Genomic DNA, 16978 nt, shown 5'->3' with positions numbered 1-16978 from the left:
AATATGAAAAGATTTTTATCGATTTTACTAGAAAACGAATCTGGATCATTATCAAGAGTAATTGGTCTATTTTCTCAAAGAGGTTATAATATAGAAAGTCTTAACGTAGCTCCTACTGAAGATCCTTCAATATCAAAAATGACAGTCCAAACCATCGGGAATAAAAAAATAATTGCACAAATTGAAAAACAACTTAAAAAAAATATAAATGTTTTAAACGTATATGAAATTAAAAAAAAACACATACAAAAAGAAATCATTTTAATTAAAATAAATATTGAAAAAGAAGAAAAAAAAATACTAGAAATAATCGAAAAATTTCAAGGAAAAATAATTTTAAAAAAAAATCTTTATAACATAATACAACTATCTGAAACTAACGAAAACATAGATAAATTTTTAAATCTAATTAAAAAAAAAACAAATATATTAGAATTAACTCGTTCTGGTATAATAAGTATTACAAAATTAGAATAAACATTTAAAAAATAAAAATATCGATAAAAAAATGGAACAGAAAATAAATAAAAAATATTCTCACATTGCAGTAATGAAAAAAGAAATTATTAAATATTTAAAAATAAAAAAAAACGGAATATATGTTGATGCAACTTTTGGATATGGAGGACATACTAAAGAAATTTTAAAAAAATTAGGAAAAAACGGAAAAATATATGCAATAGACAAAGACCCTGAAATTAAAAAAGAAGCAGAAAAAATAACTGATCCTAGATTTTATTTTATTTATGGAAGCTTTTCAAAAATTTATAATTATGCTACTAAACTAGGAATTAAAAAAAAAATTGATGGAATATTATTTGATTTAGGAGTTTCATCTCCTCAATTAGATAATCCAAAACGTGGTTTCTCTTTTATTAATGATGGTCCATTAGACATGAGAATGAATCAAAAAAACTATATTTCTGCATCTAAATGGCTAAGAAAAGAAAAAGAAAAAAAAATCTTTATTATTCTAAAAAAATATGGAGAAGAAAGATATGCAAAAAAAATAGCCAGAGCAATTAAAAAACAAAATAAAAAGAAAATAATTACTAGAACTAATGAATTAGCAAACTTGATTTGCAGTACTATTCCAAAATCAAAAAAAAAAAGAAAAAAACATCCTGCAACCAGAAGTTTTCAAGCAATAAGAATACATGTAAATCAAGAATTAAAAGAATTAGATATAGCATTAAAAAACATATTAGATGTAATGAACAAAAAAAGCAGAATCTTAATAATAAGTTTTCACTCATTAGAAGATAAAAAAGTAAAAAACTTTATTTTAAATAATTCTACATACAACAATATTCCAAAAAAATTATCTATTTTAGAAAATAACTTACAAAAACAAAAAAAAATTAGATTAAAAAACATTAAGAAAATTTCACCAAATAAAAATGAAATTAAAAAAAACCCTCGATCAAGAAGTGCTATACTAAGAGTTTCCGAAACCTTATAAAAAAAATATTTTTATCTAAAAATTTAATTAAATCAATTCAAAAAAATGGAAAATAAACTATATATTTAAAATATAAAAAATAATCTTCTATTTTAAAAATAATAAAAAAAATAAGTTTAATTATTAATCAATATTATTAATATAAATTAAAAATCTTATTTTTTTTTATTTTTTTTATTTTTTTTTGTAATATTAATATTTAATCCACTACTTATTTTCTATAAAAAAAATTTTTAGAAAAAAATAAAAACATTAATAAAAAATTACTATAAAAAAATAAAAATAGGCTAAGGAAATAATGATTTCGACAACAAAAAAAAAATTAGTGTTCGGAATTGATATAGGAACAACGAAGGTAACTACTTTAGTAGGAGAAATATTAACTGATGGATTAATCAACATAATTGGAATAGGGAATTGTTCATCCAAAGGTATTAAAAACGGTTCAGTAAACGATTTAGAATCAATAATAAAATGCATAAAAAAGTCTATTCAACAAGCTGAAATTATGTCTAAATGTCGTATTTCTTCAGTACATCTATCTTTATCGAGTAAAGATATCAACTGTCAAAATGAAATTGGAATAGTTCCTATTAATCAAGGAAAAGTAAACGAAGAAGATATAAAAAATGTAATATTTATTGCAAAATCAGTTCAAATTTACAATGAACATTATATTTTACATGTATTACCACAAGAATATCAAATTGATCAACAAACTGGAATAAAAAATCCTACTGGTTTATCTGGAATAAGAATGAAAGCTGAAGTACATTTAATTACTTGTCATAAAAAAATAGAACAAAATTTAATAAAATATATAGAAAAATTTGGGTTAAAGGTTAATCAATTAATTTTTTCTGGTTTAGCTTCTAGCGAAGCTGTTCTTACTGAAGAAGAAAAAAATTTAGGAGTATGTTTAATTGATATTGGAGGAGGAACTATGGATATAATAATTTATATAGCTGGAATTCTTAAACATAGTCAAGTTATCCCTTATGCTGGAAATACAATTACTAATGATATTGCATACGCCTTTTCTACTTCTCAAATAAATGCAGAAAATATAAAAACACTATATGGAAAAGCAATAAATTCAAATAAAAAAAATAAAGAAAAAATTTTAACTACTGACATTGCAGGAACACAAAACAAAAAAATAAAAAAAGATAAATTAATCGAAATTATCGAACCAAGATGCTCAGAATTATTTGAATTAGTAAACCAAGAAATTATTTCTCTACAAAGAAAATTAAAAAAAAATGGATCCAAATACCAACTGTTGTCTGGAATAGTTCTAACAGGAGGTGGTTCTAAGATGAAGAATGTATCTAAGTGTGCTGAAAAAATTTTCAATAAAAAAGTAAGAATTGGATTTCCAAAAAAAATTACTGGAATAACAAAAAACATAAATGACCCAAACTATTCAACAGCTATTGGATTGCTGCACTTCGGAAAAAAGATATATATGGAAAAACTTAAAAAAAATAAACATCTAAAAAAAAAAAATATATTTTCTGTTTATTTTAAAAAAATTAACAATTGGATAAAAAACAAATTTTAAAATATTACTTTTTTTTAAAAAATTATAAATTTATTTTAAAATAAGGAAAAAAAATGTTTGAATCAGTAGAACAAAGTAGTAATGCTGTAATAAAAGTCATTGGTGTAGGAGGAGGTGGAGGTAATGCTGTAGAGTACATGATACGAGAAAAAATTGAAGGAGTACAATTTTTTTCTGTTAATACAGATGTTCAAGCATTAAGAAAAATTGAAGTAGCACAAACTATTCAAATAGGAAACAACATAACAAAGGGGTTAGGAGCTGGCGCTAATCCAGAAATAGGTCGTACTTCTGCAGAAGAAGATAAAGAAACAATCCAATCTTGTTTAGAAGGTTCAGATATGGTATTTATAGCTGCAGGAATGGGAGGAGGAACCGGAACTGGAGCTGCTCCAGTAATAGCAGAAATAGCAAAAGAATTGGGCATTTTAACTGTAGCTGTCGTAACAAAACCTTTCCATTTTGAAGGAAAAAAAAGAATGGATTGTGCCGAATTAGGACTTAACGAATTATCTAAAAATGTTGATTCTCTAATAACAATTCCAAATGATAAGTTATTAAAAGTATTATCAAGAGGAATTTCTTTACTTGATGCCTTTAGTGCAGCAAATAACGTTCTAAAGGGGGCTGTTCAAGGAATTGCTGAATTAATTACTAGACCTGGACTTATGAATGTAGATTTTGCAGACGTAAGAACAGTCATGTCAGAAATGGGATACGCTATGATGGGTTCTGGAATTTCTTCAGGAGAAAATAGAGCTGAAGAAGCAGCAGCAATTGCAGTTTCTAGTCCTTTACTAGAAGATATTGATTTATCTGGTGCTAAAGGAGTATTAGTAAACATTACAGCAGGATTTGACTTAAGATTAGATGAATTTGAAGCTGTTGGAAATACTATTCGATCTTTTTCTTCAGATAATGCAACTGTAGTAATTGGAACTTCTTTAGATCCAGAAATAAATGATTCACTTAGAGTTACTGTTGTAGCTACTGGAATTTCTATATACAAATTAGAAAACGAAGACATACAAAGAGAAAAAAATAAAAAAGAGATATTTATTAATAGTTATAGATATAAAAACTTAAAAAACCCAGAAAAAACAAAAAACGAGCCTAATTTTAATTTCAACAGATCATTAAACTACCTAGATATTCCTACTTTTTTAAGAAAAAAAGGAAAATAATGTTTATATAAGAATTCCTATTTCTAATTACTATTTTTAAAATAGAAAAATTAACTAATTAAAAAAAATAAAAAAAATGAAACAAAAAGACATTTTAATTAATATTACTAAACAAGCAGCTTTAAAAATACAAGAAATAATTAAAAAAAATAATAAAAAAAAAAATAAATTAAGAATTTACATTTTAGGAGGAGGTTGTTCAGGTTTTCAATATAAATTTATCTTTGAATCAAAAACTAATGAAGACGATATCGTAATTAAAAAATTAGGAATTTCATTAATTATAGATCCAATTACTATACAGTATATTACTGGTGGAAAAATAGATTTTACTGAAAATTTAGAGGGTTCTAAATTTGTTATTTTAAATCCTAATGCTAAAAACACTTGTAGTTGTGGATCATCCTTTAATATTTAAATAATTTAAATAAAATTACATTTCATTAAATAACCAGGAAAAAAAATGAAAATTGGAATTATTGGAGCAATGGAAGAAGAAATAAAAACTCTAAAAACAAAAATTAAAATAAAAAAAAAAAAATTTATAACTATAAGTTTTATATAGGAAAAATTAACACCACTAAGATTATAATCTTAAAATCAAATATTGGAAAAGTTTTTTCGGCAATTGCTACAACATTACTTATTCATATATACAAACCAAATCTAATCTTAAATATTGGAACAGCTGGTTCTTTAACTAAAAAATTAAATCCTGGAGATTTCGCAATTGCAAAAAAAATAAGTTATTTTGATGTTGATTTAAGAACTTTTAATTATAACATTGGACAAATACCTAATTGTCCAATTTTTTTTAAAACAGATGAATCGTACACAAAAAAAATTAAATCAATGATGTATAAAAAAAAATATAATTTTTTAGAAGGATTAATCATTAGTGGAGATACATTTGTTGGAACAAATAAAAAAAACAAGAAAATAAAAAGTTTTTTTCCAAAATCTATTGCAATTGATATGGAATGTGCTGCTGTAGCTCATGTATGCTATGTATTACACATTCCATTAATATCAATTAGAATCATATCTGACAAAGCTAATGAAAATAGCAATTATGACTTTAAAAATTTTATTAATAAATCAAGTAAAATTATTTTTTTAATAGTAACATCAATACTAAAAATAATTTTTTAAATAAATGTAAGTATTTAATCTAAAAAAAATAAATATTTTTTAAAAAATCTTTTTAATTGAAAATAAAAAAAATTTAATCAAAATAAATAAATTTAAAAAAACTAAAACTATATATTTAAAATATCTTATTTTTATTAAAAAAATAAAAAAATAAAAAAAACAAAAAAGAAATATTTTTTTTATTTTATATTCTAAAAATAAAAAATTAATTTTATTGTTTATTTAAAAAAAATATCCTTATATATATACTAACAAGTATCAAGTATTTCATTTAATAAAACTAAATAAAATTATAAAAATAATTTAAAATTAATAAAAAAAGTAAAAAAATAAAAAAAATTTAAAATCATAAAAAAAAATAAATAATTTTAATTAAATAAAAAAACAATAATCGATTTTAAATGAAAACTAAAAAAATTTAATTTTTCTATTTTTTGTTTGAAACAAATAAATCAGTTATCGTTCCATTAAACATCTGTGCAGATAATCCAATTGATTCATATATAGTTGGATGAGAATGAATAGTTAAAGAAATATCTTCAGAATCACAACCCATTTCAATAGATAATCCTATTTCCCCTAATAATTCTCCTGCGTTAACTCCAACGACAATACCACCTATTATTTTATTAGTTTTTTTATCAAAAATTAATTTAGTTTTCCCAAATTCAGAATCTTGTAATATCGCTTTTCCTAAAATATTCCATGGTAAAACAACTGATCTACAATCAATTCCAAAAGACAAAGCTTCTTTCTCACTTAAACCTACCCAACCTATTTCTGGATCTGTATAAATTATAGAAGGAATAATTTTGGTATCGAAAAAATGGGATTTACCTGATATTACTTCTGCAGCAATATGTGCTTGATGCATTCCTTTATGAGCTAACATCGGATAACCCGTCACATCTCCTACAGAAAATATATTAGAAATTGTTGTTTGCATTTGATTATTTACTTTTATAAAACCAATTTTATCAACTTCTATACCAATTTCTCTTAAATTTAATTTTTCGCTATTGGGTTTTCTACCAATTGCAACTAATATAGCATCATATGCTTTATAATTTTTAGATGAACTATTTTTATTTAAAAATAAAATTTTTATTCCATGTGATTCAAAATTTACTTCTAAAATAGAAGTTTCTAAAAATATATTAAATTTATTTTGAATTCTATTTTCGAAAACAGAAACAATATCACTATCTAAAAATGAAAAAAGTTCATTACTTGTATCAACTACGTCTACGCTAGAACCAAAAGAACTATATAATGTAGCCATCTCTAAACCAATTGCTCCAGCACCAACAATTAATAAACGACTAGGAATCTTTGTAATATTTAATGCATTAGTAGAATTCCAAATTCTAGAATCATTAGAAAAAGACAAGATAGATAAATCTATAGGTCTAGATCCAGTAGCAATAATTGAATAACTAAATTTAACAATTATATTATCATTACAACCCTTAATTTCAATGGAATTTTTAGATGTAAAAAAAGCTTTTCCTTGTATAACTTGAATCTTCCTTTTTTTAGCTAAATTAGATAAACCATTAGATAAACGATTAACTATACTATTTTTCCACTCATTAACATTTGATAAATCTATTTTAGGTTTTTCAAAAAAAATTCCTTTCTCTTTTGCAGTTTTAGTTTTTGAAATAATTTTTGAAACTTCTAATAATGATTTTGATGGAATACAACCTACATTTAGACATACTCCTCCTAAACTACTATAACGTTCTACTAATATAGTTTTTAATCCTAAATCTGCACAACGAAACGCAGCTGAATACCCAGCAGGTCCTGAACCTATTACAACAACTTCTGTATCAATTTTTTTATACATTAAATCACCTATATAAAAATAAATTAAAATAAATACTAAAAAATATATATTTTTTAATAATAAAATTATTATTAATAATTCAACAAAAACTTAACATTTAAAATAAAAAAATTAAATATATCTTTCTGTTCTTTATTTTGTTACATTAATAAAAATCTAATATCATTTATATTTTTTTTAAAAAAATTAGTAAAACGACAAGCATATGCACCATTAATAATTTGATGATCATATGATAAAGAAAATGGTAATATAACTCTAGGAATAAACTTATCATGATTCCAAATTGGTTTTATAATACATCTAGATAAACCTAAAATCCCAACTTCTGGTGGATTTATAATCGGAGTAAAAGCTGTCCCACCTATACTTCCTAAACTAGTTACTGTAAAAGTTCCATCTTGAAGATCAGAAAACAATAACTTTCCTAATTTAGAATTTTTTGAAAAATTAACTATTTCTTCAGATATTTCTACAATATTTTTATTTTTTAAATTTTTTAATACAGGAACTACTAATCCATTGTCAGTATCTACAGCAATTCCAATGTTTATTTTCTTCTTTAAAAAAATATAATCACCATCCTCTGATAAAGAGCTATTTAATAATGGAAATTCTTTCAATGAAATAAATAAAGTTTTGACAATAAAAGATAAAATCGTTATTTTTTTTTCTTTATTTATCGATTTTAAATTATATTTTTTCCTAAAATCTTCTAATTCCGTAACATCAACTTCATCAAATTGGGTAACATGAGGAATATTTTTCCAAGAATTTAATAAATTAATATTGATATTTTTTTGAATTTTACTTATTTTAATTTTATTAAAATCTAAATTAGAAAAATTAAAATTATTTATTTTTTTCGTCTGATCTACTTGTGAAGCAATTAAACCTTTTTCTCTTTCTAAAATAATTTTTAATAAATCCGATTTTAAAATTCTATTTTTAGGTCCAGTTCCTTTTATCTTTGATAAATCAATATCATTAATTCTTGCTAAACGACGAACTATTGGACTAGTATATATATTTTTTTTCTCAAAAATATTTAGTGTATCTTTTTTTTTTTTTAAAAAAGTATCTTTATTTTTAGACATTTCAAAAAAATCAATATATTTCTCCTTCAACTGTTTTTTATTATTATTAACACATTCTACTTCTATAAACATAACTAAAGTAGAAGTTTTTACCATATCACCGATATTTACATTAATTTTATTTATTATTCCAGAAACAGGAGAAGGAATTTCCATAGAAGTTTTTTGTCCTTCTACAACTAACAAACTATCTTCTTTCTTTATTCGATCTCCAACATTTACCAAGATTTCTGTTACTTCTACAGATTCTGATCCTATATCTGGTATTTTAATTTCAGTAATATCCATTATATTTTTCCTGTTAAGACAATCTTGGATTATCTTTATTAATATTTATTTTAAATTTATTGATAACTTGTGAAACTAAATTTACACTAACCTTCCCTAATTTAGAAAGTTCAAACAATGCTGCTACGACTATATGTAATGCATCAACTTCAAAATAATTTCTAAGGTTTTCTCTACTATCAGAACGACCAAATCCATCAGTTCCTAAAACTTTGTAATTTTTAGTAGGTATATATCCACGAATTTGTTCAGCAAACAATTTTACGTAATCCGTTGAAGCAATAGCAGGTGAATCATTCATAATTTTTTTTAAAAAAGGGATTTTCTTTTTTTGTTCTGGATGAATCATATTCCAACGTTCACAATCTTGTCCATTTCTTGCAAGTTCGGTAAAAGAAGTTACACTATACACATCAGAAGAAATATTAAAATCTGTACTTAAAATTTTAGCTGCTAACCTAATACTTTCTAAAATCGCTCCTGAACCTAATAATTGTATTCTACCTAAATTCCCTGACCAGGTTTCTAATTTATAAATGCCTTTACAAATTCCTTCATAACAATCTTTAGGCATGGAAGGCATAGAATACTTTTCATTCAAAGTAGTTATATAAAAAAATATATTTTCTTGTTTTGAACCATACATTCTTCTTAAACCATCTTGTAGAATAATAGCTAATTCATATGCATACGAAGGGTCGTATGAAATACAATTAGGAATTGTAGAAGAATAAATATGACTATGTCCATCTTGATGTTGTAATCCTTCACCATTCAAAGTAGTCCTACCAGAAGTTGCTCCAATTAAAAAACCACGCGCTTGTTGATCTCCAGCCGCCCAAAATAAATCTCCTGTTCTTTGAAATCCGAACATCGAATAGTATATATAAAATGGAATCATTGGTAAATTATTAGAACTATATGAAGTAGCTGCTGCCAACCACGATGCTGATGCACCTAATTCATTTATACCTTCTTGTAAAATTTGTCCTTTTTTTTCTTCTTTATAATAAAAAAGTTGTTCATTATCTTGAGGAATATATTTTTGACCACGGAAATTATAAATTCCTATTTTTCTAAATAAACCTTCCATACCAAAAGTCCTAGCTTCATCTGCTACTATTGGAACAATATTATTTTTTATTTTTTTGTTTCTTAATAAAATATTTAAAAATCTAACAAAAGCAATTGTAGTTGAAATATCTTTTTTCTGTTTTATTAATAAAGATTTAAAATCCTCTAATTCTGGAATAAAAATTGAAGAATCTGAATTAGAACATCTTAATGGTAAAAAACCACCTAATTTTTTTCTTTTTTCTTGAATATACTTGTATTCTCTAGAATTAGAAACAAATGAAACATAAGAAAGCTTCTCAACTTCAGTTTTTGTTAATGGAATTTTAAAACGATTTCTGATATACATCAAAGTATCCATATTAAAATGTTTTATTTGATGTGCTATATTTTTTCCTTCTGCTATATTTCCTATTCCATAACCTTTTATTGTATGAAATAAAATTACAACTGGTTTTTTACGTACGTTCATTGCTTTTTTGAAAGCAGTATATATCTTTTTTAGATCATGACCTCCTCTTTTTAAATTCCAGATATCTTCATCACTCATATTTTCTACTAAAGATAAAGTTTCCTTGTATTTTCCAAAAAAATTTTTACGAATGTAATTTCCATTCTTTGATCTAAAATTTTGATAATCACCATCTACTGTTTCATTCATTAATCTAACTAACATCCCTGTAGTATCTCTATTTAATAAATCATCCCATCCACTACCCCATATTACTTTTATAACTTCCCATCCCGAACCTATAAAAATATTTTCCAATTCATTTATAATTTTCCCATTCCCGAAAACAGGTCCATCTAACCTTTGTAAATTGCAATTAATAACAAAAATTAAATTGTCTAATTGCTCTCTAGATGCGATTGATAACGCTCCTCTTGATTCAGGTTCATCCATTTCTCCATCACCTATAAAAGCATATACTTTTTGTTTAGAAGTATCCTTAATATTTCTATATTTTAAATATTTTAAAAATTTTGCTTGATAAATTGAACAAATAGGTCCTAAACCCATTGAAACAGTTGGGAATTGCCAAAATTTTGGCATTAATTTTGGATGAGGATAAGAAGATAAACCAAAACCACTAATTTCTTGTCTAAAATTATTTAATTGTTTTTTAGTCAATCTCCCTTCTAAAAAAGCTCTAGAATAAATTCCAGGAGAAATATGACCTTGAAAATATATAAAATCTCCACCATCTAAATCATTTCTACCTCTAAAAAAATGATTAAAACAAACTTCATAAATAGTTGAAGAAGATTGAAAAGAAGAAATATGACCTCCTAAATCCATTTTTTTTCTATAAGCACGAAGAACCATAATTATAGAATTCCAACAAACAGCAGAATGAATTTTTTTTTCTAAATCAATATCTCCTGGGTATTTAAATTCTTCTGATAAAGGAATACTATTAATATAATCTTGATTTTTTTTAGTCTGAAAAAAATTTCTTCCTACTGTATTTGAAAATAATTGTATTTTATCTAATAAAAATTTTGCTCGATCCAATCCTGATTCTTTAATAACTGATTCAATAGAATCTAACCATTCATGAGTTTCAACTTGATCGATATCATTATTTTCTTGCTCTAACATATTTGAAATTCCTTACTAAAATTTAAAAATTTTTAATAAATTAAAAAACAATTATTAAAATTTTAAAAAAATATATTTTTTCTTTTTTTGAGAATGTTTTTTAAAAATCTCAAAACTATAAAAATTAAAGAATTTTAAACCTCTTAAACCACAGTATTCAATAAATTTTTAAAAAGAACAACTATTAAAAATCTTTAAATTTTATTAAAAATATGAATTTTTAAAAAAAAATTTAATAATTAAATTATTCTTTATTGTAAAAAATATAAATTTTATATATAATACTTAAAAATTTTTTTAGTTCTTTAAAAAAATTTTAAAAAACTAAAAAATTAAATCAAAATACATAAAAATGATTAATATTTATAATTTTAAAAAAAAATTTTTTAAAAAAAATATGTTTATTTTAAAAAACTATTAAAAATTCTATTCATTAAAGTTTTTCTATAAAAATTTTATATTTTTTTGAAATTTAAATAAAAAAATAAAATTACAAAAAATTTATAACATTTTTAATTTTTTAAGAATTAAAAATTTTTTCTTAAAAAAAAATAAATTTATAAAATAAAATTAAAACCAAAAAATTAATTATTTTAAAAATATTACTTTTTTCAAAAAAAAACTTAAATTTAAAAATAAAAAAAACTAAAAAAAATTAAAATAAATTAAAATAAATATTATAAAAAAATAATTTTTATTTTTAAATCCAAAAAATACTCAAAAAAATTTTTTTCTTAAAATAGAATAAAAATTAGAATAATTTCTATTATTTATCCTTTTAAAAAAATTACCACAACTTTTACCAATATTAAAGTTTAAACTAGAATCTTTATTTTGAAATAGAAAGGAAACAATCTCATACTTAAGTTCATGAATCATTGAACAAAATAAAAAAAAAGATTCTCTTTTATATTCTTGTTTTGGATCTTTTTGAGCATAAGATCTTAATTGTATACCCTGTCTTAAACTATCCATAGCAAACAAATGTTCCTTCCAAAAAGAATCTAAAATTGATAAAACAACAAATTTTTCATACTTTTTAAAAATTTTAAAGAAATTTAATTTTATTAAATTTAAATAATAATTAATACAAAGATCGATTAAAATAGAAGAAAAACTATTTTTTTCTAGTTTTTTATTGCAATTTATCCAATTAAAAATTGAAGATTCTAAAATGAAATCGTTTTTTAAATGAAGAATCAACTTATTAAATTTCAAAATTTCTTTTTTAGAAGAAGAATAATAATAAAAACTAATTACTTCTAATAAAACATCTTTAATTATCTTAATAATAATATTTCTAATTTTTGGAAGATCAATTATTTCTTTTCTATAATTATAAATAATTTTTCTTTGAGAATTCATTACATCATCATATTCTAATAATTGTTTTCTATAAAGAAAATTTATGTTTTCTACTTTTCTCTGCGCTTGTTTTACTGCTTTAGAAACCCAACGATGTTCAATTGGATCTCCTTTTTTCATTCCTAATTTTCTCATAAAAAAAATTAATTTTTCTGATGAAAAAATACGTATTAAAGAATCTTGCATCGATAAATAAAATCTAGAAGAACCAATATCCCCCTGACGACCAGATCTACCTCTTAATTGATTATCTATCCTCCTAGATTCGTGTCTCTCTGTACCAATAATATGTAAACCTCCAGATAATAGAACTCTTTTATGATTTTTATTCCATTTTTTTATAATATTTTTATTAAAATTAGAATTACTTTTCTTTTTAGAAGAAAAACAATTTAAATTTCCTCCTAAAACTATGTCTGTTCCCCTACCTGCCATATTTGTAGCTATTGTAACAGCTCCTAAAATACCAGCTTTAGCAATAATTTCAGCTTCTGTAGAATGAAATTTCGCATTTAAAACATTATGTTGTATTTTTAATTTTTTTAATTTTTTAGAAATAAATTCAGATTTTTCAATTGATACAGTTCCAACCAAAACAGGTTGTTTTTTTTTAACACATCTTTTTATATCTTCAATTATTGCATTTATTTTTTCTTCTTCAGTTGCATATATCAAATCTGGAAGGTCTTTTCTAATCATTGGACGATTGGTGGGAATTGTAATAGTTTTCAAATTATAAATAGAATTAAATTCAAAAGATTCTGTAGATGCTGTCCCAGTCATTCCAGACAATTTTTCATATAAACGGAAATAATTCTGAAAAGTTATTGATGCTAAAGTTTGATTTTCACATTTTATTTCAACGTTTTCTTTTGCTTCTATCGCTTGATGCAATCCCTCAGACCATCTTCTTCCATGCATCATTCTTCCAGTATGTTCATCAATAATGATAATTTTATTATTGTTTACAACATAATCTATATTTTTTATAAATAATTCATTTGCTTTTAATGCAGATAGTATGTATTGTATTAATATAATATTTTTTTCTGAATACAAAATTTCATTTTTATTTATTATTTTTTCTTCTAATAATAATTTTTCAATCCTTGTTAAACCTCTTTCAGTTAAATGTATTTGACGAAATTTTTCGTCTACAAAATAGTCACCTGATCCTAAAAATTTTTCAGAATCTTCCTTTTTTTGTTTTAATAAAACAGAAACAAGTTTATTTATTTTAGAATATATTTCTAAATCTTCTTCAATTGGACCTGATATAATTAAAGGAGTACGAGATTCATCTATTAAAATTGAATCCACTTCATCTATCAATGCATAAAACAATTTCCTTTGTACTCGTTCTTCCTTAGAATAAACCATGTTATCTCTCAAATAATCAAATCCATATTCATGATTAGTCCCATATGTTATATCACATTTATAAGCTTTTTTTTTTAACTCATTAGATAAATTTGGTAAATTAATTCCTACACTTAATCCTAAAAACTCAAATAACAGTTTATTTTTATTAGCATCTCGTTCAGCTAAATAATCATTCATAGTAACTACATGAACACCTTTTTCTTGTAATGCATTTAAATAAATAGGTAAAGTAGAAGTTAATGTCTTTCCTTCTCCTGTTTTCATTTCAGCTATACAATTTTTATTTAATACAATGCCTCCCATTAATTGAACATCAAAATGTCTCATCCCAAATATTCTACGACTTGCTTCCCGTACCGTTGCATATGATTCTGGAAGTAATTCACTAAGAGAAAAATTTTCATATTTTATACGGTGTTTAAATTCTTTTGTTTTTTCTTGTAGTTCTTTATCTGATAAAAGCTTAAAATTGTTTTCCATTGAATTGATTAAATCAACGATATTTTCAATTTCTGTAAAAATTTTGTTATTTCGATTAAAAAGAATCTTTTTAAAAAAATTAATTAACATATTGTATTCTCATTCGTATAAATACATTTTTATAAATTCAATAAAAATAATTATTTATTAATAAAAAATTAAATTAAATTTAAAACTATTTAATAAAAAAAATAAATATTTGACACTTTAATCACAAAAATACTAAATAATAAAATTATTCAATTTCAAAAAAATATAAAAAAATATTTATAAAATATTCAATTAACTAATCTAAAATCTACAAAAAAAAATATATTTAATACATTTCTAATAAAAAATAACATTTTTATTTCAATATAAAAAAATTAAAAAATCATTTTTATGTTTATCAATAAATAAAAACTTTAAAAATAAAATTTTTAATCGTTATATTCAAAAAAAAATTCTTTAAAAATTGTAAATAAAAAACTATCTATTAAACAATAACTTTAAAAAAATTACTCATATTTTTAAAAATAATATAAATTTTATTTCTATATTATTTTTCTTTTTTTATTTCTTCTTTTCTAAAAGACATTTCTTTAAATCTAAAAATATCATTTAATACATAAATCATAGCTTTTATTACAGAATTTAAAAAATCAAACGAAGAACCCGTACCAAAAAAATCTCGATTACAATATCGAACTATAATATCTAATTTAAATATAGAATCGTTATTAATTCCATTAGAAATTAAACTACATTTTTTTAAAAAAATTGGATAACCAACTATTCTATTTATTGTTTTATAAACAGCTGCAATTATTCCGTTTCTTGTTTTAGTAATTGAAGTTTTTTTCTCTTTACCACAAAACAAAGTTACTGATGCAACTGAAACCCCATCTGATCCTGATGTGACATCAAAAGAATCCAATTGAAAGTATGTATATTTTATTTTTTTAATATCCATAAATACCAATGCTTCCAAATCATGATCAAATATTCTTCCTTTTTTATCTGCTAAAATTAAAAAATTTGCATATAATTTATTTAAATCATATTCTTTTTCTAAATATCCTAATTTTTCCATTCTATGTTTAACTGCAGCCCTTCCAGAACGAGAAGTTAAATTTAATTGAACCGGTTTCATACCTACTGTTTCTGGAGAAATTATTTCATAATTATTTCTATTTTTTAATACTCCATCTTGATGAACTCCCGAAGAATGAGAATAAACATTACTTCCAACAATGGATTTATTAAAAGGAATTGGAACTTTACAAATATTACTAACTATCTTACTAGTTTTATAAATTTCTTCACAATTAATATTAGTAAATACATTTAATATATCGCTTCTTATTTTTATTGCCATAATGATTTCTTCTAAAGCAGTATTTCCAGCTCTTTCACCTAAACCATTGATAGTTCCTTCAATTTGTCTTGCACCTGACTGTATAGCAGAAATAGAATTTCCAACAGCCATTCCTAAATCATTATGACAATGCACTGAAATAATAGCTGATTCAATATTTGGAACACGGTTATATAAAGAAGTAATAATTTTTGAAAATTCATTAGGAATGGTATATCCTACTGTATCAGGAATATTTATTGTATTTGCTCCGGCTTTTATTGCTAATTCTACTATTTTACATAAATTATCGATTTCAGTTCTTCCTGCATCTTCACAAGAAAATTCAATATTATCAGTATATTTTTTAGCCTTCTTAATAGAAAAAACAGCTAAATCAATAATTTCTGAAAAACTTCTTTTTAACTTTGATTTGATGTGTAAAGATGAAGTTCCCAAAAACAAATGTATTCTAAAATTACTAGACTTAGACATAGCTAAAGCAGCTGCTTCAATGTCTTTTTCAACACAACGAGCCAAACTACATATTGTAGAATTTTTAATGTTAGCTGCAATAACCTCTGTAGATTTAAAATCTCCAGGAGAAGAAATAGGAAAACCAACTTCAATAACATCTATACCCATCTGTTCTAAAGAAAAAGCTATTTTTATTTTTTCTTGAACTGTTAAACTAGATTTTAATGACTGTTCTCCATCTCTTAATGTTGTATCAAAAATTATAATTTTTTCTTTCATATAAATATCTCTTAATATTTTATTAAATCCAAAAATATATTTTTCTAAATGAAAATATATTCTTATAATTTATAAATTTTTCTAAAAAAAAATGTACATAACCATGAGCAATGTATTTTCTTATTAAAAATATTAATAATTCATAATTATGTACGTTTTCTTTCAAAAGTTTTTAATAAAAAATAATATATTTTATTAAAAAAAATTTAAAAAAATAATCGATTTTTTCTCCAATGTAATTAACATTTTTAAAAAATTAAATAATAAATTAATTCTAAAAAAATTTTATTTAAAATATAAAAAATAAATAATAAAAAAAATATGTATGTATTATTAAAAAATAAAACTAACACTTTAATATTAAAAAAAAATTAATAAAAAA

The 16978-nt window shown here is 22.7% G+C and carries 11 protein-coding genes; 6 read left to right on the top strand and 5 right to left on the bottom strand.

What is annotated here, in order from left to right; genetic code table 11:
* The first annotated feature begins 3 nt into the window (after nucleotides 1-3).
* The 6 genes from ilvN (at nucleotide 4) to AB4W66_RS00910 (ending at nucleotide 5362) form a co-directional block, all read left to right on the top strand.
* Nucleotides 4-477 carry an acetolactate synthase small subunit gene (ilvN, locus tag AB4W66_RS00935; protein ID WP_367675027.1) on the top strand — a complete coding sequence of 158 codons (474 nt, stop codon included), beginning with the start codon at nucleotides 4-6 and terminating at the stop codon, nucleotides 475-477.
* A 31-nt stretch (nucleotides 478-508) separates the two neighbouring features.
* Nucleotides 509-1462 (top strand): 16S rRNA (cytosine(1402)-N(4))-methyltransferase RsmH, encoded by a 954-nt coding sequence (gene rsmH, locus AB4W66_RS00930; protein WP_367675026.1) that lies wholly within the window; start codon nucleotides 509-511, stop codon nucleotides 1460-1462.
* 298 nt (nucleotides 1463-1760) lie between these two features.
* Nucleotides 1761-3026: a cell division protein FtsA gene (ftsA, locus tag AB4W66_RS00925; protein ID WP_367675025.1), complete on the top strand. Its 1266-nt coding sequence runs from the start codon at nucleotides 1761-1763 to the stop codon at nucleotides 3024-3026.
* Nucleotides 3027-3079: 53 nt separating this feature from the next.
* Entirely contained in the window at nucleotides 3080-4210 is a 1131-nt protein-coding gene (gene ftsZ / locus AB4W66_RS00920) for a cell division protein FtsZ (protein ID WP_367675024.1), read from the top strand.
* A 76-nt stretch (nucleotides 4211-4286) separates the two neighbouring features.
* A complete protein-coding gene (gene erpA, locus AB4W66_RS00915) occupies nucleotides 4287-4628 on the top strand; it encodes an iron-sulfur cluster insertion protein ErpA (protein ID WP_367675023.1) in 342 nt (113 codons plus the stop codon).
* A gap of 122 nt (nucleotides 4629-4750) precedes the next feature.
* A complete protein-coding gene (locus AB4W66_RS00910; protein WP_367675076.1) occupies nucleotides 4751-5362 on the top strand; it encodes a 5'-methylthioadenosine/adenosylhomocysteine nucleosidase in 612 nt (203 codons plus the stop codon).
* Between the two features lie 427 nt (nucleotides 5363-5789).
* Here AB4W66_RS00910 and lpdA read toward each other — a convergent pair whose 3' ends face one another.
* From lpdA to leuA, 5 genes are all read right to left on the bottom strand, one after another.
* Nucleotides 5790-7214: a dihydrolipoyl dehydrogenase gene (lpdA, locus tag AB4W66_RS00905; protein WP_367675022.1), complete on the bottom strand. Its 1425-nt coding sequence runs from the start codon at nucleotides 7212-7214 to the stop codon at nucleotides 5790-5792.
* Between the two features lie 140 nt (nucleotides 7215-7354).
* Nucleotides 7355-8599, bottom strand: a complete 1245-nt coding sequence (locus tag AB4W66_RS00900; RefSeq protein WP_367675021.1) for a 2-oxo acid dehydrogenase subunit E2 — start codon at nucleotides 8597-8599, stop codon at nucleotides 7355-7357.
* A gap of 13 nt (nucleotides 8600-8612) precedes the next feature.
* Nucleotides 8613-11276 carry a pyruvate dehydrogenase (acetyl-transferring), homodimeric type gene (aceE, locus tag AB4W66_RS00895; protein ID WP_367675020.1) on the bottom strand — a complete coding sequence of 888 codons (2664 nt, stop codon included), beginning with the start codon at nucleotides 11274-11276 and terminating at the stop codon, nucleotides 8613-8615.
* Between the two features lie 717 nt (nucleotides 11277-11993).
* Nucleotides 11994-14594, bottom strand: coding sequence for a preprotein translocase subunit SecA (gene secA / locus AB4W66_RS00890; RefSeq protein ID WP_367675019.1), 2601 nt, complete (start codon nucleotides 14592-14594; stop codon nucleotides 11994-11996).
* Between the two features lie 448 nt (nucleotides 14595-15042).
* A complete protein-coding gene (gene leuA / locus AB4W66_RS00885) occupies nucleotides 15043-16596 on the bottom strand; it encodes a 2-isopropylmalate synthase (protein ID WP_367675018.1) in 1554 nt (517 codons plus the stop codon).
* Nucleotides 16597-16978: the final 382 nt, after the last annotated feature.

This window comes from Buchnera aphidicola (Tetraneura ulmi) (assembly GCF_964058925.1).
In the GTDB taxonomy this organism is placed as follows: domain Bacteria; phylum Pseudomonadota; class Gammaproteobacteria; order Enterobacterales; family Enterobacteriaceae; genus Buchnera_D; species Buchnera_D aphidicola_B.
Note: the sequence above shows the minus strand (reverse complement) of the source record. Positions and strands in the feature narration are given on the sequence as shown.